Genomic DNA, 19,345 nt, shown 5'->3' on the forward strand with positions numbered 1-19,345 from the left:
AGGCCTGAGTACCGTTCCGGTGCGGAGCGGGCGGTAGTGAGCCGTGGGACGGGCGGACCAGCGGACGCATCACGGTGCGGGATCGGGAATCGGGGCCACATGGACGCGAACGACAACAGCGCGAGCGAGCCGTCGACCCCACCACCCACCGGCGCCCCCGCCGGAATCGCCGCGCTCTCGCCGCGCTATCAGATCGCGGCGGTCCTCGCGCTGGTGATCGTCGTGGCCACGGTCTGCGTCCACGTCGCGATGCTCTTTCTGCACGTCGCCCCCGCGAACACGATGACCAAGCAGCACGGCGAGGTCGTCGACGACTGGATCTACCCCGAGTTCGAGCAGAACTGGAAGCTCTTCGCGCCCAACCCGATGCAGCAGAACATCGCAGTGCAGGCCCGCGCCGAGATCCGCACGGAGGCGGGGACCACCCGGACCACCCGCTGGTACGACCTCTCCGCGCAGGACAGTGCCGCCATCGACGGCAATCTGCTGCCCAGCCACACCCAGCAGAACGAGCTGCGCAGGGCCTGGGACTTCTACGTCGGATCGCACGACGCGCAGAATCGTCCCAGCGGCCTGCGCGGTCAGCTCTCCGAGCGCTACCTCCACCGCATCGCGCTGCTGCGCGTCGACCGTGCGGAGTCCATCGGCAAGGGAGACGCCATCGAGCGCGTCCAGGTCCGCTCCAGGACCACCAACGTGCCGGCCCCGGAGTGGAGCGACGAGAAGGTCGCCGCCAAACCGGCGTTCCGCCTGCTTCCGTGGTCGTCCGTGATCTCCGAGGACATGCCGTTGGCCAAGGACCCGGAGGACGCCCGATGACCGGAGGACGCCTGATCCATCGCTTCGGCTCCCAGCTCGCCCGCGGTATCGGCCACGTCAGTGGATCGGCGCTCGGGCCCTACCAGACCGCCGTGATCCGTATCGGCTTCGCCGCCACCTGGCTGCTCTTCCTGCTGCGTGAGTTCCCCCATCGCGAGGAGCTGTACGGGCCCGACGGTCCGTGGAACTGGGACATGGCCCAGCAGCTCATCGCGAACAACGAGGCCTTCACGGCCTTGATGTGGTCCGACGGCCGCCTCTGGTTCGAGGTCGTCTACGCCGTCGCCGTCATCAGCAGCGCCCTGTTTCTGCTCGGCTGGCGCACGCGTACGACGTCCGTGCTCTTCATGATCGGCGTGCTCTCGCTGCAGAACCGCTCCATCTTCATGGGGGACGGCGGAGACAACGTCATCCATCTGATGGCGACCTATCTGGTCTTCACGCGCTGCGGCCAGGTCTGGTCCCTGGACGCCCGGCGCGCAGCACGCGCGCGTGCGGGTGGTGCGGCCGTGGAGGCGGACGGCCCCGCGGAGCCCGTCGACCGGGTCGGTCCCGTGCTGTGGTGGGTCCTGGGCCTCGGCCTCTCCGTGGTGACGTTCATGGGGGAGCTCAGCGGCGGCTGGCTCCTTGTCTTCTGGGGGCTGTGGCTGATCCAGGGACTGTGGTGGGCCGTCGGACGGCGCGCGCCCGGCGGCGAGGCGCGGCTGCTGCTCGATGTCGTCGCCAAGCTCGCGCACAACGCCGCACTGCTCGTGATCATGGTCGAGGCGTGTCTGATCTATGCGACGGCGGGCTGGTACAAGATCCAGGGAAGCCGCTGGCAGGACGGCACGGCCGTCTACTACCCGCTGCGCCTCGACTCCTTTTCCCCCTGGCCCGCGCTCTCCGATCTGCTCGCGTCACACGGCCTCATGATCATGCTGGTGACGTACGGAACGGTCGCCGTGCAGGTGGCCTTCCCCTTCACCCTCTTCAACAGAAGGGTCAAGAACGTCCTGCTGGCCGCCATGATCTGCGAGCACGCGGTCATCGCGGTCATCCTCGGTCTTCCGTTCTTCTCGCTGGCGATGATCGCGGCCGACGCGGTGTTCCTGCCGACGTCGTTCCTGCGGCGCATGGGCGGATGGGCGGCACGCGCGCGTGGAGCCGTCTTTTCCCGGGGTGGCACGGTGCCGGCGCAGCGGGTGGCGGAGGCCGAAGCGGCCCCGGAAGCAGCCGAGCACGCGCGCGTAGGCTTCCCTTCATGACAGGGACGTACGCGGATGACGTGGCAGGCTCGGGCGATGCCGTGCGCGCCTGGCGGGGCCTCGCCGAGACGTCCGTGCTGCTCGACGGCTTTCACGCCATCAAGCACGCCCTGCGGTTCGGGGCGCGGATCCCGGCGGCGCTGGCCGGCGACAGGACCGCCGTCCTCACCCTTGCCGACGAGCTCGCGCCGGATGTGCGGGACGCCCTCGACGCGCTCCTCGTGCAGGTTCCCGACGACAAGCTGCGGGCTCTTGTGCCGCGTCTGCACCCGACGGGTGTGGCCGCGCTCGCGGTACGTCCCTCGCGGACGGCCAATCTGGAGGCGCTGGCGCGGGTGCCGAGGACCGCTCCGGTCGTCGTCCTCGACGATCCGCGCAATCTGGGGAACGCCGGGGCGGTGATCCGGCTCGCGGCGGGATTCGGGGCGACCGGGGTCGTCACGACCGGCACGCTCGACCCCTGGCACCCCACGGTCGTGCGCGGTGGCGCGGGCCTGCACTTCGCGACGGCCGTCGAGCGGATGGACGTCGCCGAGCTGCCCCCGGGGCCGGTGTTCGCACTCGACGCGGAGGGCGAGGACATCCGCGGTCTGAAGCTGCCGGACGACGCCGTGCTGGCCTTCGGGTCCGAGCGCAGCGGCCTGTCCGCACAACTGCGAGCCCGCGCCGATCACTTGGTGTCCCTGCCGATGCGGCCCCAGGTCTCCAGCTACAACCTGGCGACCAGCGTGGGGATGACGCTCTTCCACTGGTCGGCGGGCAGGCCTCCGGGCGCGGAGGCCTGAACCCGCCGCCGGGCCTCAGGCGTCCCTGCGCACCTCCACCACGCGGAACCGGTTGGCCACGAACGCGCCGTCGCACAGCGCCGAGTTCGCCGCCGGGTTGCCGCCCGAGCCGTGGAAGTCCGAGAACGCCGCCGTCTGGTTCACATAGACGCCGCCCGTGAGGTTCAAGGAGAGCTGGGCGCACTCCTCGAGGCAGGTCTCCTCAACGGCCTCCGACACCTCGTCCGACGTCGTGTACGCGCCGACCGTCATCGCGCCCTTGTCGCGCACCGTGCGGCGAAGCAGCTCCACCGCGTCCGTCGCCGAGTCGACCGCCACGGCGAAGGAGACGGGGCCGAAGCACTCGCTCAAGTAGGCCGCTTCGGCGTCCGGCTTCGCGCCGTCCAGCTTCACGATCACCGGGGTGCGGACCACGGCGTCCGGGAACTCCGGGTTGGCGATCTCCCGTGAGGGGAGGGCGACTTCACCGATTCCTGCGGCCGCCTCCAGGCGGGCCTTCACGTCGGGGTTGACCAGGGCTCCGAGGATGCCGTTCGCCCGGGCGTCGTCGCCGAGGAGGCCGTTCACCGACGCGGCGAGGTCGGACACCACGTCGTCGTACGACTTGGTGCCGGCGTCCGTGGCGATGCCGTCGCGCGGGATGAGGAGGTTCTGCGGGGTCGTGCACATCTGGCCGCTGTACAGGGACAGGGAGAAGGCCAGGTTGGCCAGCATTCCCTTGTAGTTGTCCGTCGACTCGACGACGACCGTGTTGACGCCCGCCTTCTCCGTGTAGACCTGCGCCTGGCGGGCGTTGGTCTCCAGCCAGTCGCCGAAAGCTGTCGACCCCGTGTAGTCGATGATCTTGATCTCGGGGCGGACGGCGAGGGTCTTGGCGATGCCCTCGCCGGGGCGCTCGGTGGCCAGGCACACCAGGTTCGGGTCGAAGCCCGCATCGGCGAGGACCTCGCGGGCGATGCGGACGGTCAGGGCCAGCGGGAGGACCGCGCGGGGGTGGGGCTTGACCAGGACCGGGTTGCCGGTGGCCAGGGAGGCGAAGAGGCCCGGGTAGCCGTTCCACGTCGGGAATGTGTTGCAGCCGATCAGGAGCGCGATGCCGCGCGCCACGGGCGTGAAGCGCTTGTCCAGCGCGATCGGGTCGCGCTTGCCCTGGGGCTTGGACCACTCGGCGGCGTCAGGGGTGCGCGCCTGCTCCACGTACGCATACGCCACCGCTTCCATGCCGCGGTCCTGGGCGTGCGGGCCGCCCGCCTGGAACGCCATCATGAAGGCTTGGCCGCTGGTGTGCATCACCGCGTGCGCCAGCTCGTGCGTGCGCGCGCTGATGCGCTTGAGGATCTCCAGACAGACCATCGCGCGCACTTCCGCGCCCGCCTCGCGCCAGGCCCGCATTCCGGCCCGCATCGCGGGGAGCAGGGTGTCGATGTCCGGGTGGGGGTACGTGATGCCCAACTCCGGGCCGTACGGCGAGACTTCCGCGCCGGTCCAGTCGTCCGTGCCCGGCTGGTCGAGGTCGAAGCGGGTGCCCAGGAGGGCGTCGAAGGCGGCTTTGCCCTCCGGCAGGCTCAGGCTGCCGTTCTCTCCATAGGCCTTGGGGTGCTCGGGGTGCGGTGACCAGTACGCGCGCGTGCGGATCGTCTCCAGCGCCTGGTCAAGGGTGGGCCGGTGGGTGGCGATCAGCTGGTGCGCGGTGAGTTCGGCGGCCATGTCGGACCAACTCCTCGTCGTGCCGGCTCTTCGTCGAGCCGACGGGCCGGGCAGGGCAGTGGGCAGGAACAGACGGACAGAGCTAGAGTAACCGAACGATCGGTCGGGACAAGAGGGTCCGCCGAACCTGTGGACAAGTTCTCGCCGGGCACCCCGCACCCTCCGGCGGACACCTCGTGCGGGAGGATCGCGAGCATGACAGCACTCGAGCTCAGCAGCCCCGTTGCCGTCGTCGGCACCGGCACCATGGGGCAGGGCATCGCCCAGGTGGCCCTGCTCGCGGGCCACCCCGTGCGGTTGTACGACGCCGTGCCGGGCCAGGCGCAGAAGGCGGCCGGCGCGATCGCCGCGCGCCTGGACAGACTGGTCGAGAAGGGCAGGCTGACGGCCGACGACCGCGCCGCCGCGGGTGACCGGATCACGCCCGTCGAGAGCCTCGCAGGCCTTGCCGGTTGCGGACTCGTCATCGAGGCGATCCTGGAGCAACTGGACGTCAAGCAGCGTCTCTTCGAAGAACTCGAAGGGATTGTCGCCGAGGACTGTCTCCTCGCCACCAACACGTCGTCCCTGTCCGTCACCGCCATCGCGGGCACCCTGGACAAGCCCGGCCGCTTCGTCGGCCTGCACTTCTTCAACCCCGCGCCGCTGCTCCCCCTCGTCGAGGTCGTCAGCGGCTTCGCGACCGACGCGGCGACGGCCACGCGCGCGTACGAGACGGCGAAGGCCTGGGGCAAGACCCCGGTGCGCAGCGCGGACACCCCCGGCTTCATCGTCAACCGCATCGCGCGCCCCTTCTACGCCGAGGCGCTGCGCCTGTACGAGGAGCGCGCCGCCGACCCGGCCACGATCGACGCGGTGCTTCGCGAATGCGGCGGCTTCAAGATGGGCCCCTTCGAGCTCACCGACCTCATCGGCCAGGACGTGAACGAGGCGGTCACCCGCTCCGTGTGGGAGTCCTTCTTCCAGGACCCCAAGTTCACGCCCTCGCTCGCGCAGCGCCGCCTCGTCGAATCGCGCCGCCTGGGCCGCAAGTCCGGACAGGGCTGGTACGCGTACGGGGACGACGCCGCGCCTGCGGAGCCGCACACCGCGGAGCCGGCGAAGGCCCCGGAGTCCGTCGCCCTGCACGGCGACCTCTTCCCGGCGGACGCGCTCGTCGAGCTGATCAGGAAGGCGGGCATCCGAGTGGGCCGCGGGAAGGGCGTCCCGAGCTACCCCGGCTTCATCGAGCTCCCCAGCGGCGTGCAGCTCGCCCCGGCGGACGGAAGCGCGGCCGCCGCCGCGGCGGAGCCCATGATCCACTTCGACCTCGCGCTGGACTACCGGGCCGCGACCCGGATCGCCATCGCTCCGTCGGGCAGGGTGGGCGAGCAGGCCCTGAAGGAGGCGATCGGCCTCTTCCAGGCGCTCGGCAAGAAGGTCAGCGTCATCGGGGACACCCCGGGGATGATCGTGGCCCGCACGGTGTGGATGCTCGTCGACTTCGCGCTGGATGCCGTGGGCCGCGAAGTGGCCAGCGCCGAGGACATCGACACCGCGATGCGGCTGGGCGTCAACTACCCGCTCGGCCCGCTCGAATGGGGCCGTCGCCTCACCGCGTACCGCGTGGCCGAGTCGCTCGACCTCCTGAACGACGAGTACCCGACGGGGCGTTACGCACCGTCCCAGGCCCTGCGGCGTCAGGCCGTGCGAGAGGAATACTCATGACCACCGCGCGGCGGGACACGTACACCCCGGAAACGCTGCTCGGCGTGGCCGTGCGGGTCTTCAACGAGCGTGGCTACGACGGCACGTCCATGGAGCACCTCTCCAAGGCGGCCGGCATCTCCAAGTCCTCGATCTACCACCATGTGTCGGGCAAGGAGGAACTCCTTCGCCGCGCGGTGAGCCGGGCGCTCGACGGGCTCTTCGGGATCCTCGGCGAGGAGCACGCGCGTGTGGGCAGTGCCGTCCAGCGCCTGGAGTACGTCACGCGCCGCACCGTCGAGGTGCTCGTCGCCGAACTGCCGTATGTGACGCTGCTGCTGCGGGTGCGCGGCAACACGGACACCGAGCGGTGGGCCATGGAGCGGCGCAGGGAGTTCGACCAGCAGGTCGCCGCACTGCTCAAGGAGGCCGTCGCGGACGGCGATCTGCGCTCGGACGTCGAGCTGCGCCTCGCCACCCGGCTGCTCTTCGGAATGATCAACTCCATCGTGGAGTGGTACCGCCCCGACGCCCGTGGCGCCTCATCGGGGGAGCAGGTCGCCGACGCCGTTGTCCAGCTGGCCTTCGCGGGGCTGCGCAGCGACGGCTGACGGCTCAGCTCTCCGGCTCCAGGTCGTCCTCCTCGAAGACCAGCAGCGTCCGCGTGCTGAGCACTTCGGGGATGGACTGCAGCCGGGTGAGCACCAGCTCGCGCAGGGCGCGGTTGTCCGGCGTGTGGACAAGGAGCAGTACGTCGAAGTCGCCGCTGACCAGTGCGATGTGGGAGGCGCCGGGCAGTGTGCGCAGATGCTCGCGCACCGTGCGCCAGGTGTTCTGGACGATCTTGAGCGTGATGTAAGCGGATGCCCCCTGACCTGCCCGTTCGTGGTTGATCCGGGCGCCGAAGCCGCGGATCACGCCGTCGTCGATGAGGCGGTTGATCCGCGCGTACGCGTTGGCGCGTGACACATGGACGCGCTCGGCCACGGAACGTATCGACGCGCGACCGTCCGTGTGCAGGATGTGCAGGATGTCCCGGTCGATGGAGTCCAGCGGGCGCGGCAGGACTTCCTGGCGCTCGGCCGACCGCTCGCCGAGACGCTCTTCCGGACGATCGCCGTCGTGCCCGTCGGCCATTCGTTCAGATGCCATGTCCCCCCGCCTCCCTACCATGGACGTACTGCATCCATCCCAGGCTGTGGAGAACCGTTTGTCCACAGCCTGGAGGTGCCTGTAGCCAAAATGTGCCGACGACCGAACAATCGGTAGGTGAGGCGCCTCACATTGCCGCGCCTCTTTTGCCGCTCCCACGAGGAGACCGCTTCCACATGGAGGTGCCGACATGACGGTCATGGAGCAGCGGGGCGTCTACCGGCCCACCCCGCCACCCGCATGGCAGCTCAGGACCGATCCCGCGCCGCTGCTGCCCGACGCGGAGCCGTACCGCGTCCTTGGCACGGAAGCCGCGGGCAAGGCCGACGAAGAGCTGCTGCGCCGCCTGTACGCGGAGCTGGTGCGCGGCCGCCGGTACAACGCGCAGGCGACCGCCCTCACGAAGCAGGGCAGGCTCGCCGTCTACCCCTCGAGCACCGGCCAGGAGGCCTGCGAGGTGGCCGCCGCGCTGGTCCTCCAGGAGCGGGACTGGCTCTTCCCCAGCTACCGCGACACGCTCGCCGCGGTCGCCCGTGGCCTCGACCCCGTACAGGCGCTGACCCTGCTGCGCGGCGACTGGCACACCGGGTACGACCCCCGGGAGCACCGCATAGCTCCCCTGTGCACACCGCTGGCCACCCAACTCCCGCACGCCGTGGGCCTCGCGCACGCCGCGCGCCTCAAGGGCGACGACGTGGTCGCGCTCGCCATGGTCGGCGACGGCGGCACCAGCGAGGGCGACTTCCACGAGGCGCTGAACTTCGCCGCCGTATGGCAGGCGCCCGTCGTCTTCCTGGTGCAGAACAACGGCTTCGCGATCTCCGTCCCGCTCGACAAGCAGACGGCGGCCCCGTCCCTGGCCCACAAGGCCGTCGGGTACGGCATGCCGGGACGCCTGGTGGACGGCAACGACGCGGCGGCGGTGCACGAGGTGCTTGCCGATGCGGTGTCCCGCGCGCGTGAGGGCGGCGGTCCCACCCTCGTCGAAGCGGTGACGTACCGCATGGAAGCCCATACGAACGCCGACGACGCCACGCGCTACCGGGGGGACGCCGAGGTCGAGGCCTGGCGTGAGCACGACCCGATCCTGCTCCTGGAGCGGGAGTTGACCGGGCGAGGACTGCTGGACGAGGACGGGATGCGGGTGGCCCGCGAAGACGCCGAGGTCATGGCGGCCGATCTGCGCGAGCGCATGAACGAGGACCCCGAGCTCGATCCCATGGACCTCTTTACGCACGTGTACGCCGAGCAGACCACGCAACTGCGTGAACAGGCCGCACAGTTGCGGGCCGAAATCGAAGCATCCGAAGAAGACGACGCGGTCGGCGCGGACGGCGAGGAGAACGCGCGATGAGCACGCTCGCGGCCGAACGGGCCGCCGGGAAGGCCGCCAAACCGGCCACCATGGCGCAGGCGCTGGGGCGCGCGCTGCGCGACTCCCTGGCCGAGGATCCGACCGTGCACGTCCTCGGAGAGGACGTCGGGGCGCTCGGCGGGGTCTTCCGGATCACCGACGGACTCACCAAGGAGTTCGGCGAGGACCGCTGTACGGACACACCGCTCGCGGAAGCCGGCATCCTGGGGACGGCCGTCGGCATGGCGATGTACGGTCTTCGGCCCGTCGTCGAGATGCAGTTCGACGCCTTCGCCTACCCCGCCTTCGAGCAGCTCATCTCGCACGTGGCAAGGATGCGGAACCGCACGCGGGGCGCGATGCCGCTGCCCATCACGGTACGCGTGCCCTACGGGGGCGGCATCGGGGGCGTCGAGCACCACAGCGACTCCTCCGAGGCGTACTACATGGCGACTCCGGGGCTCCATGTCGTCGCGCCCGCCACGGTCGCCGACGCCTATGGACTGCTCAGGGCGTCCATCGCCTCCGACGACCCGGTCGTCTTCCTGGAGCCGAAGCGCCTCTACTGGTCCAAGGCCGACTGGAACCCGGACGCGCCACAGACCGTGGAGCCCATAGGCCGCGCGGTGGTGCGCCGCACCGGGCGCAGCGCCACGCTCCTCACGTACGGCCCTTCCGTGCCGGTCTGCATGGAGGCGGCCGAGGCGGCCGTCGCCGAGGGCTGGGACCTCGAAGTGGTCGACCTGCGCTCGCTGGTGCCGTTCGACGACGAGACGGTGTGCGCTTCGGTACGGAGGACGGGGCGCGCGGTCGTCGTGCACGAGTCGGGCGGCTTCGGCGGGCCCGGCGGGGAGATCGCCGCTCGCGTCACGGAGCGGTGCTTCCATCACCTGGAGGCGCCGGTGCTGCGCGTCGCGGGGTTCGACATCCCGTATCCGCCGCCGATGCTGGAGAAGCACCATCTGCCGGGCGTGGACCGGATCCTGGACGCGGTCGCGCGGCTGCAGTGGGAGGCGGAGAGCTGATGGCGCAGGTGCTCGAATTCAAGCTGCCCGACCTCGGGGAAGGTCTTACCGAGGCCGAGATCGTCCGCTGGCTCGTCCAGGTCGGCGACGTCGTCGCGGTCGACCAGGTGGTCGTCGAGGTGGAGACGGCCAAGGCGATGGTGGAGGTGCCCTGCCCCTACGGGGGCGTGGTGACCGCACGCTTCGGCGAGGAGGGGGCCGAACTGCCGGTGGGCGCACCGCTGTTGACGGTCGCCGTGGGTGCCCCGGCCGGGAGCCGCGCTCCGGAGGAGCCCGCGGAGCGGGCCCTGCAGGCGGCGGCGACCGAGGAGTCGTCGGGGAACGTCCTGGTGGGGTACGGCACGGCTGCGGCTCCCGCGCGGCGCAGGCGGGTGCGGTCCGCACGGCCCTCCCCGCAGGAGAAGCCCCCGCAGGCGGCTCCGAAAGAGCCCTCGGCCCCGCCCGAGACGGCGGGCGCGGGCAGCCGTCCGCTCGCGGATGGTCCCGTTCCGGTGATCTCACCTCTCGTACGGAAGCTGGCCCGTGAGAACGACGTCGACCTGCGCGGACTGCCGGGTTCCGGACCCGACGGGCTGATCACGCGGGCCGACGTGGAGGGCGCCATCGCCGCGGAGCGTGCGATCACGCACGGGGCGGAGCTCACCGAGGGACAGGTGAGCGACGAGGTGCGCGAGGCCGTGACGCGCCGGATCACGGCGCGCAAGGCCGCCGTGCGCGAGGACGACGAACTCATCCGCGCGGGCCGCGCCGAGTCCCGCCGTCTGGTGGAGGCGGGTGGCGAACCCGTGCACGCGGGACCGGCGTCCCGGTATCCGCTGACCGGCATCCGCGGGCTCGTCGCCGACAAGATGTCCCGCAGCAGGCGCGAGATACCCGAAGCCACCTGCTGGGTCGACGCCGACGCGACGGAACTGCTCGCGGCGCGCGCCGCGATGAACGCCTCCGTGAAGGAGAGCGACGGCCGAAAGATCTCGCTGCTCGCCCTGTTCGCCCGCATCAGCGTGGCCGCGCTGGCCCGGTACCCGATGCTCAACTCCACCGTGGACATGGAGGCGCGCGAGGTGGTCAGGCTCGCCGACGTCCACCTCGGTTTCGCCGCGCAGACCGACCGCGGGCTCGTCGTCCCCGTGGTGCGGCACGCGCACACGCGGACCACGGATTCCGTCAACGCGGAGCTGATCCGGCTGACGGAGGCCGCGCGGGACGGGAAGCTGACGCCCGGGGAACTGACGGGCGGCACCTTCACGTTGAACAACTACGGGGTGTTCGGGGTCGACGGCTCCACGCCGATCATCAATCACCCCGAGGCGGCCATGCTGGGCGTGGGCCGGATCGTGCCCAAGCCATGGGTGCACCAAGGGGAGTTGGCGGTGCGGCATGTCGTGCAGCTCTCGCTCACCTTCGACCACCGGGTGTGCGACGGCGGCACGGCGGGCGGGTTCCTGCGGTTCGTGGCGGACTGTGTGGAGCAGCCGGCGGTGTTGCTGCGGGAGGTGTGAGGGGCGCGGGGGCCGTGGTGTGAGCCCTGGTGCGGTGGTGTGAGTCCCCGTACAGAAGGGTGGCATTGATCCTTGGTACGCCCATACTCGGGGGATGACCGCGCAAAGGGCTCCCGAGGGCGCCGTAGCCGCCCCGTACGACGCCGTGGTGCTGGCGGGCGGCGGCGCCAGACGGCTCGGCGGGGCGGACAAGCCGGGCGTCCGCGTCGGCGGCCGGGCGCTGCTCGACCGGGTGCTCGGCGCGTGTGCCGACGCGGGGGTCACCGTCGTCGTCGCGGGGCCCCGTCCGACCGTGCGCCCCGTGGTGTGGGCGCGCGAGGAGCCCGTCGGTGCGGGGCCGCTGGCCGCGCTCGACGCGGGGTTGCGGCGTACGGCGGCGGAGCGGGTGGTGGTGCTCTCCGCCGATCTGCCGTTTCTGGGGGAGCGAACCGTGCGGCGGCTGGTCGCCGCGCTCGGCGAAGGTCCCGTGGACGGCGGTGCGGTGGACGGTGCGGTGCTCACCGATCCCGGTGGCCGGGACCAGCCGCTGGTCGCGGCCTACCGCAGTGCCGCGCTGCGGCGGGAGATCGACGCACTCGCGGACGAGCACGGTGGTCTGACGGGGCTTCCGCTGCGGCGGCTCACCGCGCGACTCGCACTGACCCGGGTCGCCGATCCCGTAGCGTCCTTCGACTGCGACACCTGGGATGACATCGCCGCCGCCAGGGCGCGCATCAGGGAGCATGGGCACGTGTTGGATGAATGGATTTCCGCAGTCAAGGACGAACTGGGCATCGACCTCGACGTCGACACCGGCCTCCTGCTCGACCTCGCCCGCGACGCGGCGCACGGTGTGGCCAGGCCCGCTGCCCCGCTGACCACGTTCCTCGTGGGGTACGCGGCCGCCGCGAGCGGGGCCGGAGCCGGGCCCGAAGCGGTGGCTGACGCGGCCCGCAAGGCGGCGGCGCTGGCCGCGCGGTGGGCGGAGGAGGCCGCCGACGGCGGTGCCGAGCCCAAGCCGGGCGGGGGTTCCGCACAGCCGGATGCCGGGTCCGCCACGCAGCCGGACGCCGAGTCAGCCACGCGGCCGGACGCCGGATGAGCGGGCAGCCCTTGCCGGACGCCGAGCTCGACGAGGCTCTCGCCCTGGTGAACGACGACTACGTCCGCCGCGGACAAGGCGCCCCCGGCGGTCACGGCGTCCCGGGTGCGCAGACCGCCCCGGACGAGCGGGAGCCGCACGGCGCGCAGCCGGGCGAGGGCAACGCTTCGGCGGGCGGGGGCACCCCGGGCTCGCCGGGTGCTTCGAGCGGGGGCAACACCCCGAGCGGGCACGGCACCCCGAGCGGGCACGGCACCCCGAGCGGGCACGGCACCCCCAGCGGGCAAGGCGCCCCAAGTCAGCAGGCAGCGCAGGGCGAACAGCCGGGCGGGAACGGCACCTCGACCGGTCGCGGCAACCCGAGCACGCCGGGCACCCCAAGCACCCCAAGCACCCCAAGCACCCCAAGCACCCAGAGCTCTCCCGGCGCCCCGAGCAGGCACAGGGCCCCCGCCAAGGACGGCACCCCCGCCCAGCACAGCACCACCCCCAACCACGCCCCCAAGCCCCACGACATCACCACCTGGCCCGCCGCCCGTGCCATCGCCGCGAGAGCCCCCCGGCCCGTTCCCTCAGGAGCCGTGCCCGCATCTGTCCCCCTGGATCAGGCGCTCGGCCTCGTGCTTGCCTCGCCCGTTGTCGCGCTCACCGATCTGCCCTCCTTCGACACCTCGGCCATGGACGGCTGGGTCGTCGCGGGGCCGGGCCCCTGGACCGTCCTCGACGAGGGGATCCTGGCCGGGCAGGAGGGGCCCGTGTCGCTCGCCGACGGGGACGCGGTGCGGATCGCGACCGGGGCCCGGATCCCGAGGGAGGCCACGGCGGTCATCCGCAGGGAGCACGGACTCATCGACGACAAGGGGCGCCTGCACCCGCGTCGTGACGTCACGCACGGGCAGGACATCCGGCCGCGCGGCCAGGAGTGCCGCTCCGGCGATCAACTCCTGCCGTCCGGTGCCCTGGTGACCCCGGCGGTGCTTGGCCTCGCCGCCGCCGCGGGCTACGACCGGCTGCCGGTGGTCCCCCGCCCCCGTGTCGAAGTCCTGATCCTGGGCGATGAGTTGCTGACCGAGGGCCTCCCCCACGACGGTCTCATCCGGGACGCGCTCGGGCCCATGCTGCCGCCCTGGCTGCGATCACTCGGTGTGGACGTCATCGGCGTCAGGCGGCTCGGCGACGATGCCGAGGCGCTGCACCAGGCCATCACGGCGTCCACCGCCGATCTCATCGTCACCACCGGCGGTACCGCCGCCGGGCCGGTCGACCACGTCCACTCGATCCTCCGCCGTATCGACGCCGAGCTCCTCGTGGACGGCGTCGCGGTGCGCCCGGGGCATCCCATGCTGCTCGCCCGGATCCGCCCCGACCAGCACCTCGTCGGGCTGCCCGGCAATCCGCTCGCCGCCGTCTCGGGGCTGCTGACGCTGGCCGAGCCCTTGGTGCGCACGCTCTCGGGGCGCCCCGGGGCGGTGCCGTACACGGCTGTCGTACGCGAGGACGTGCACGGGCACCCGCACGACACCCGACTCGTCCCCGTCACGCTCCGCGCCGACGACGCGGTACCCCTGCACTACAACGGGCCCGCGATGCTGCGCGGCGTCGCAGTGGCCGAGGGGCTCGCCGTGGTGCCGCCCGGCGGGGCTCGCGAGGGCCAGGAGCTGGAGATTCTCGACCTGCCCTGGGCCGTGCCCGCCGTCGGCGGCTACTCGGCCGGGGAGTGTTTCACGTGAAACTTCACGGCCAGGACGCGATCGCCCGCAGCCCCGACGATCACCTGGTGACCCACCGGATCAAGCTGCCGCGACGGGTCGTCGAGCGGCCCCTGCGGCAGGTCGGCAAGCGGCTGCTCATGGCGCTCGCGGTGCTCGCCCTGACGACCTTCATCGTCTGGATCGACCGTGGCGGCTATCACGACAACTCGGACGACGGGCTCGACTTCCTCGACGCCGCCTACTACGCCACCGTCACGCTCTCCACCACGGGATACGGCGACATCGTCCCGTACAGCGACAGCGCGCGGCTCTGCAACATCCTGCTGATCACGCCGCTGCGCGTGCTCTTTCTGATCATTCTGGTCGGCACCACACTCGAAGTGCTCACGGAACGTACGCGCGAGGAATGGCGTCTGAACCGCTGGAGGTCCAACTTGCGTGATCACACCGTCGTCGTCGGCTTCGGCACCAAGGGCCGCTCCGCGATCCAGACCGTCCGCGCGACCGGTCTGAAGCCGGAGCAGATCGTGGTGGTCGACCCGAGCGCGAAGGTCGTCGACGCCGCCACCGCCGAGGGGTACGCGGGCGTCATCGGCGATGCGACGCGCAGTGATGTGCTGCTCCGTGCCGAGGTGCAGCGGGCCCGGCAGATCATCATCGCGACGCAGCGCGACGACACCGCCGTCCTGGTCGCCCTCACCGCCCGGCAGATGAACCGCGGGGCGAAGATCGTGGCCGCGGTGCGCGAGGAGGAGAACGCGCCGCTGCTGCGGCAGTCCGGCGCGGACGCCGTGATCACCAGCGCGAGCGCGGCGGGGCGGCTGCTCGGGCTCTCCTGCCTCAGCCCCAGCGCCGGAATGGTCATGGAGGACCTGATCCAGCAGGGCAGCGGTCTCGACCTCGTCGAGCGGCCCGTCATAAAGGCCGAGGTGGGCCTGGGGGTCCGGGAGACGGACGATCTTGTCGTGAGTGTGGTGCGGGGGCACCGGGTGCTGGGATACGACGATCCCGCCGTCGGGAAACTGCAGTTGATGGACCGGCTGATCACCATCGTGCGGGCCTCGCCGCAGGCCGCCGTGACGGCTGACGCCCGACCGGCGCGGCCGGGCGGCGGGAACCGTACGTAGCCCGCCATCGGCTCCTCGCCGTCGGCCACGTACGTAGCCGAACCGCCTTGCTCCGCCGGGGAGTAGCCTCGCCCGCATGCATGCGATCACGATCCCTGAAGCCGGTGGGCCCGAAGCGCTCGTGTGGGCCGAGGTCCCCGATCCCGTACCCGGTGAGGGCGAGGTTCTCGTCGAGGTCGCGGCCAGTGCCGTGAACCGCGCCGACCTGCTCCAGCGCCAGGGCTTCTACAACCCGCCGCCCGGCTCGTCCCCGTACCCGGGACTCGAATGTTCGGGCCGCGTCAGGGCCATCGGCACCGGCGTCTCCGGCTGGGAGATCGGCGACGAGGTCTGCGCGCTGCTCGCGGGCGGTGGCTACGCCGAGCAGGTCGTCGTCCCCGTGGGCCAGTTGCTGCCGGTGCCGGAGGGCGTCGACCTCGTGACGGCGGCCGCGCTGCCCGAGGTGACCTCGACCGTCTGGTCGAACGTCTTCATGATCTCCCACCTGCGGCCCGGCGAGATGTTCCTCGTGCACGGCGGCTCCAGCGGCATCGGCACCATGGCGATCCAGCTGGCTAAGGCCGTCGGCGCCAAGGTGGCGGTCACCGCGGGCAGCAAGGAGAAGCTGGACTTCTGCCGGGAACTCGGCGCGGACATCCTCATCAACTACCGCGAGCAGGACTTCGTCGAGGAGATCAAGAACGCCACGGACGGTGCGGGCGCGGACGTCATCCTCGACAACATGGGCGCCAAGTACCTGGACCGCAACATCCAGACCCTCGCGACCAGCGGCCGCCTCGCGATCATCGGCATGCAGGGCGGCATCAAGGGCGAGCTGAACATCGCCTCGCTCCTGAGGAAGCGCGCTGCCATCACGGCTACGTCGCTGCGGGCGCGGCCCCTGGAGGAGAAGGCCGCCATCGTGGCGGCGGTGCGGGAGCATGTGTGGCCGCTGATTGGTGCGGGGCATGTGCGTCCGGTTGTTGACCGGACGGTACCGATGCCGGAGGCTGCGGCCGCTCATCGGGTGTTGGAGGAGAGCGCGCATATCGGGAAGGTGCTGCTCGTTCGCTGACTTCTGCGGGCCCGTTGTGGCTGGTCGCGCCCACGCGGCGGAGCCGCATATGTCACAGCCCCGCGCCCCTTACGGGGCCCGTTACCGGGGCCCGCCGAGATGCCGGACCCCTTCCGCTATGTGACGCTTGATCCAGCTTCAGTGATCTCTCTGGTTTCTGGCGATCCGGTAGCGGAGGGGGTCAGCTCGGTGACTCCACGACTCAGGCCGTTGATGGTTTCGGCGGTGTTCCTGACCGCAACCGTTCTCCCCTCCGCGTATGCCTCGTCTGTTGCGTACGCCGTCGAGCCCTCCCCCAGCGAGACCTTCGCCGGAAGCGTCCCCGGCGAAGGCAGGGCAAGGCCGGGACGCGCGGAGCCGTCGCCCCCGCCCGCCTCGGTGCCCGTACCGGCCCACACGCCGAAGCCCGATCCGCAGCCGTCCCTGGCGCGGAAGCCCGCCACCAAAAACACCGCCGCCGATGCCACCCGGAGGACTGCCGCGGAGCCCGTCGTCCCCGGCCTCAGCGTTCTGCCGCTCGGCAGCGGGCTCGTCCTCATCGGCCTCGGCCTGGGGTTCTTCGCCGTGCGGCTGCGCGGCGGCTGACACGGCCGACGGCTTCGTACACGGTGGATCACGGGCTTATGGGGGCACCACCGATGTGTGATGTACGGGTGCGAGAGAATGGCGGCATGGAGATGCCGAGGAACGAACGGTCGCAGGAGAGCCCCCAGGTCCTGGTTGTCGGACAGGACGGAATGGCGCTCGGCGGCGGCGGAGACGACGACTCCCACGAGGTCCCGGTGACGGAGATGGTCGAACAGCCGGCCAAAGTCATGCGCATCGGCAGCATGATCAAGCAGCTGCTCGAGGAGGTGCGGGCGGCTCCTCTGGACGAGGCGAGCCGGGTACGCCTCAAGGAGATCCACCACAGCTCCGTCAAGGAGCTCGAGGACGGCCTCGCCCCCGAGCTCGTCGAGGAGCTGGAGCGGCTCTCCCTGCCCTTCACCGAGGATGCGACGCCGAGCGACGCCGAGCTGCGGATCGCGCAGGCACAGCTGGTGGGCTGGCTGGAAGGCCTCTTCCACGGGATCCAGACGACCCTGTTCGCGCAGCAGATGGCGGCGCGGGCGCAGCTGGAGCAGATGCGGCGCGCGTTGCCGCCCGGTGTGGGCGGTGGCGAGGAGGACGAGGACGGCGGCGTCGCGGGGCGCTCCGGAGGGCCTTACCTCTAGAACGTCTGGGCGGTCGCCGGACACCGAACAAACGCGGAGGGCCCGGTCACACCAGGTGACCGGGCCCTCCGCGTTGCTGTGGATGATCACGTGGTGATCAGGCGGGGTTGCCCGTGGAGACGGTGAACTGGATCTCCACGTCGTCCGGGTCGACGTCGGAGCCTTCCTTGGGGGTCTGCGTCATGACGGTGTCCTCCCCGTAGGTGTTCTCGTCCACCTCGCTCTTGTCGTACTCCCAACCGGCCGCCTGCAGGCACTTCTGCACGGAACGCCAGTCCCTGAACGTGAAGTCGGGGACCTTGATCTTCTTCTCGTCGTTGTACGCCGTTTCCGGCTCGGTGCACTCTTCGGTCTCGATCGTCTGCGTCCGGTCCGGCCCCCGGTGCCCCGCCACAGGCGCGTTCGACTTCTTCTCCTTGGGGTCCTTGCCGCCCTCGTCGCCGCCGCCCAGCGACACCGCCGCGATCACGCCGCCGATGGCCAGCAGCGCTACGACGATCGAGCCGACGACCACCGGCATGTTCCGCTTGCCGCCGCCCGAGCCGGAGCCCGAGCCGCCCTGGCCCTGGACCGAGGTCTGCGCCGGCTGCGGCGAGGTCGTGTACGGAGCCGGAGCCGGGGTCTGCGAGGCCTGCGGTGCGTACGCGTTCGTGGGGGGCGGGGTCTGGTAGCCGGCCTGCTGCGGGTAGCCGTAGCCCGGGGTCACCGGGGCCGGGGTGGCAGGGCCGTACGGACCCGGCTGGTACGGCGTCTGGACGTTGCCGCCCTGCGGCATCGAGGTGTCGACCGGCGGGAAGACCGCGGAGCCGACGCCCGCGCCGCTCGCGGTCTGGGCGCCCGGCACGATGCTCGGCGCGGCCGTCTGGAAGGACTGGGCGACGCGCAGGCACTCGTCGCGCATCGCCTCCGCGGTCGGGAAACGCTCGTTCGGGTTCTTCTTGAGCGCGCGGGCGACGATCGCGTCGAGCGCGGGCGGCAGCGAGCGGTTGATCGAGGACGGAGCGACCGGCTCCTCCTGGACGTGCGCGTACGCGATGGCCAGCGGCGAGTCCGCCTCGAAGGGCAGTCGGCCGGTGGTCAGCTGGAAGAGCATGATGCCGACCGAGTACAGGTCGGAGCGGGCGTCGACGCCGCGGCCAAGGGCCTGCTCCGGCGAGAGGTACTGCGGGGTGCCGACGACCATGCCGGTCTGCGTCATGGAGGTGACGCCGGACTGCATGGCGCGGGCGATGCCGAAGTCCATGACCTTGACGACGTTGCGCTTCGTCATCATTACGTTGCCGGGCTTGATGTCGCGGTGGACCAGGCCCATCTCGTGGCTGATCTCGAGCGCGGCGAGCACATCGGCGGTGATCTTCAGCGCCTGGTCGGTCGGCATCGCGCCGTACTGCGCGACCGACGCGTCCAGGACGGAGCCGAGCGGCTTGCCCTCCACGTACTCCATGACGATGTACGGCATCGTCGCGCCGTCGAGGTCGTCCTCGCCGGTGTCGAAGACCGAGACGATGTTTGTGTGCGTGAGCTTGGCCACCGACTGGGCCTCGCGGCGGAAGCGCTCGCGGAAGGACTGCTCGCGGCCGAGCTCGGTGTGCAGCGTCTTGATCGCGACCTGACGGTCGAGTACCGAGTCGTACGCCAGGTGAACGGAGGCCATGCCGCCTTCACCGAGAAGATCGCGAAGCTGATACCGGCCACCGGCCAGCGAACGCCCCGCATACCGTCCCTGTGCGCCGTCCTGGCTGCTCATGTCGTGCGTCCCCCATCGGCGCGGTGTGCCGGACGGCTCCGCGATCGGTGATCGATTCCCGCTATTCCTGGCCAAGTCTGCCCGAGGGCACCGACACGTCAAGCTCGATGCCCGTTCCGTGACCGTACGCGCAAGA

At 71.2% G+C, this 19,345-nt stretch carries 17 protein-coding genes; 14 read left to right on the plus strand and 3 right to left on the minus strand.

Going from position 1 to position 19,345, the window contains the following annotated elements; genetic code table 11:
- Positions 1–99 precede the first annotated feature (99 nt).
- From AB0O76_RS30950 to AB0O76_RS30960, 3 genes are read left to right on the plus strand one after another with little or no spacing between them, the layout of a single operon-like run.
- A complete protein-coding gene (locus AB0O76_RS30950; protein ID WP_365497639.1) occupies positions 100–819 on the plus strand; it encodes a DUF5819 family protein in 720 nt (239 codons plus the stop codon).
- Positions 816–2,066: an HTTM domain-containing protein gene (locus tag AB0O76_RS30955; RefSeq protein ID WP_365497642.1), complete on the plus strand. Its 1,251-nt coding sequence runs from the start codon at positions 816–818 to the stop codon at positions 2,064–2,066. The genes AB0O76_RS30950 and AB0O76_RS30955 overlap by 4 nt, the downstream gene beginning before the upstream one ends.
- The gene (locus tag AB0O76_RS30960; RefSeq protein ID WP_365497645.1) at positions 2,063–2,851 is read left to right on the plus strand and encodes an RNA methyltransferase; all 789 of its coding nucleotides are present in this window, start codon (positions 2,063–2,065) and stop codon (positions 2,849–2,851) included. The genes AB0O76_RS30955 and AB0O76_RS30960 overlap by 4 nt, the downstream gene beginning before the upstream one ends.
- 15 nt (positions 2,852–2,866) lie before the next feature.
- Here AB0O76_RS30960 and paaN read toward each other — a convergent pair whose 3' ends face one another.
- On the minus strand, positions 2,867–4,558 hold the full coding sequence (gene paaN, locus AB0O76_RS30965) for a phenylacetic acid degradation protein PaaN (protein ID WP_365497648.1): 1,692 nt from the start codon (positions 4,556–4,558) through the stop codon (positions 2,867–2,869).
- A gap of 195 nt (positions 4,559–4,753) precedes the next feature.
- On the opposite strand from paaN, the gene AB0O76_RS30970 reads away from it, so the two are divergent.
- Positions 4,754–6,265: a 3-hydroxyacyl-CoA dehydrogenase gene (locus tag AB0O76_RS30970; protein ID WP_365497651.1), complete on the plus strand. Its 1,512-nt coding sequence runs from the start codon at positions 4,754–4,756 to the stop codon at positions 6,263–6,265.
- Positions 6,262–6,855 carry a TetR/AcrR family transcriptional regulator gene (locus AB0O76_RS30975; RefSeq protein WP_365497653.1) on the plus strand — a complete coding sequence of 198 codons (594 nt, stop codon included), beginning with the start codon at positions 6,262–6,264 and terminating at the stop codon, positions 6,853–6,855. The genes AB0O76_RS30970 and AB0O76_RS30975 overlap by 4 nt, the downstream gene beginning before the upstream one ends.
- A 4-nt stretch (positions 6,856–6,859) precedes the next feature.
- Here AB0O76_RS30975 and AB0O76_RS30980 read toward each other — a convergent pair whose 3' ends face one another.
- Complete coding sequence (locus AB0O76_RS30980) at positions 6,860–7,396, minus strand: Lrp/AsnC family transcriptional regulator (RefSeq protein WP_365497656.1); 537 nt, start codon at positions 7,394–7,396, stop codon at positions 6,860–6,862.
- A gap of 190 nt (positions 7,397–7,586) precedes the next feature.
- On the opposite strand from AB0O76_RS30980, the gene pdhA reads away from it, so the two are divergent.
- The 9 genes from pdhA to AB0O76_RS31025 all read left to right on the plus strand — a co-directional run bounded on the left by pdhA (position 7,587) and on the right by AB0O76_RS31025 (position 17,462).
- Positions 7,587–8,750 (plus strand): pyruvate dehydrogenase (acetyl-transferring) E1 component subunit alpha, encoded by a 1,164-nt coding sequence (pdhA, locus tag AB0O76_RS30985; protein WP_365497659.1) that lies wholly within the window; start codon positions 7,587–7,589, stop codon positions 8,748–8,750.
- Complete coding sequence (locus AB0O76_RS30990; protein ID WP_365497662.1) at positions 8,747–9,775, plus strand: alpha-ketoacid dehydrogenase subunit beta; 1,029 nt, start codon at positions 8,747–8,749, stop codon at positions 9,773–9,775. The genes pdhA and AB0O76_RS30990 overlap by 4 nt, the downstream gene beginning before the upstream one ends.
- Complete coding sequence (locus tag AB0O76_RS30995) at positions 9,775–11,274, plus strand: dihydrolipoamide acetyltransferase family protein (protein WP_365497665.1); 1,500 nt, start codon at positions 9,775–9,777, stop codon at positions 11,272–11,274. Before AB0O76_RS30990 ends, AB0O76_RS30995 begins: the two co-directional genes overlap by 1 nt.
- Before the next feature lie 94 nt (positions 11,275–11,368).
- The gene (locus tag AB0O76_RS31000; protein WP_365497668.1) at positions 11,369–12,355 is read left to right on the plus strand and encodes an NTP transferase domain-containing protein; all 987 of its coding nucleotides are present in this window, start codon (positions 11,369–11,371) and stop codon (positions 12,353–12,355) included.
- A complete protein-coding gene (locus tag AB0O76_RS31005) occupies positions 12,352–14,085 on the plus strand; it encodes a molybdopterin-binding protein (RefSeq protein WP_365497671.1) in 1,734 nt (577 codons plus the stop codon). The genes AB0O76_RS31000 and AB0O76_RS31005 overlap by 4 nt, the downstream gene beginning before the upstream one ends.
- Complete coding sequence (locus AB0O76_RS31010) at positions 14,073–15,194, plus strand: potassium channel family protein (protein WP_365497674.1); 1,122 nt, start codon at positions 14,073–14,075, stop codon at positions 15,192–15,194. Before AB0O76_RS31005 ends, AB0O76_RS31010 begins: the two co-directional genes overlap by 13 nt.
- Before the next feature lie 76 nt (positions 15,195–15,270).
- Positions 15,271–16,248, plus strand: coding sequence for an NAD(P)H-quinone oxidoreductase (locus AB0O76_RS31015; RefSeq protein WP_365497677.1), 978 nt, complete (start codon positions 15,271–15,273; stop codon positions 16,246–16,248).
- Between the two features lie 225 nt (positions 16,249–16,473).
- A complete protein-coding gene (locus AB0O76_RS31020; RefSeq protein WP_365497680.1) occupies positions 16,474–16,833 on the plus strand; it encodes a hypothetical protein in 360 nt (119 codons plus the stop codon).
- Between the two features lie 86 nt (positions 16,834–16,919).
- Positions 16,920–17,462 carry a bacterial proteasome activator family protein gene (locus tag AB0O76_RS31025; RefSeq protein WP_365497683.1) on the plus strand — a complete coding sequence of 181 codons (543 nt, stop codon included), beginning with the start codon at positions 16,920–16,922 and terminating at the stop codon, positions 17,460–17,462.
- Between the two features lie 97 nt (positions 17,463–17,559).
- Here the strand turns inward: AB0O76_RS31025 and AB0O76_RS31030 are convergent, their stop codons facing one another.
- Positions 17,560–19,209, minus strand: a complete 1,650-nt coding sequence (locus AB0O76_RS31030; protein ID WP_365497686.1) for a protein kinase — start codon at positions 19,207–19,209, stop codon at positions 17,560–17,562.
- Between the last annotated feature and the right edge of the window lie 136 nt (positions 19,210–19,345).

The organism is Streptomyces sp. NPDC086554 (assembly GCF_040686095.1).
GTDB lineage: Bacteria > Actinomycetota > Actinomycetes > Streptomycetales > Streptomycetaceae > Streptomyces.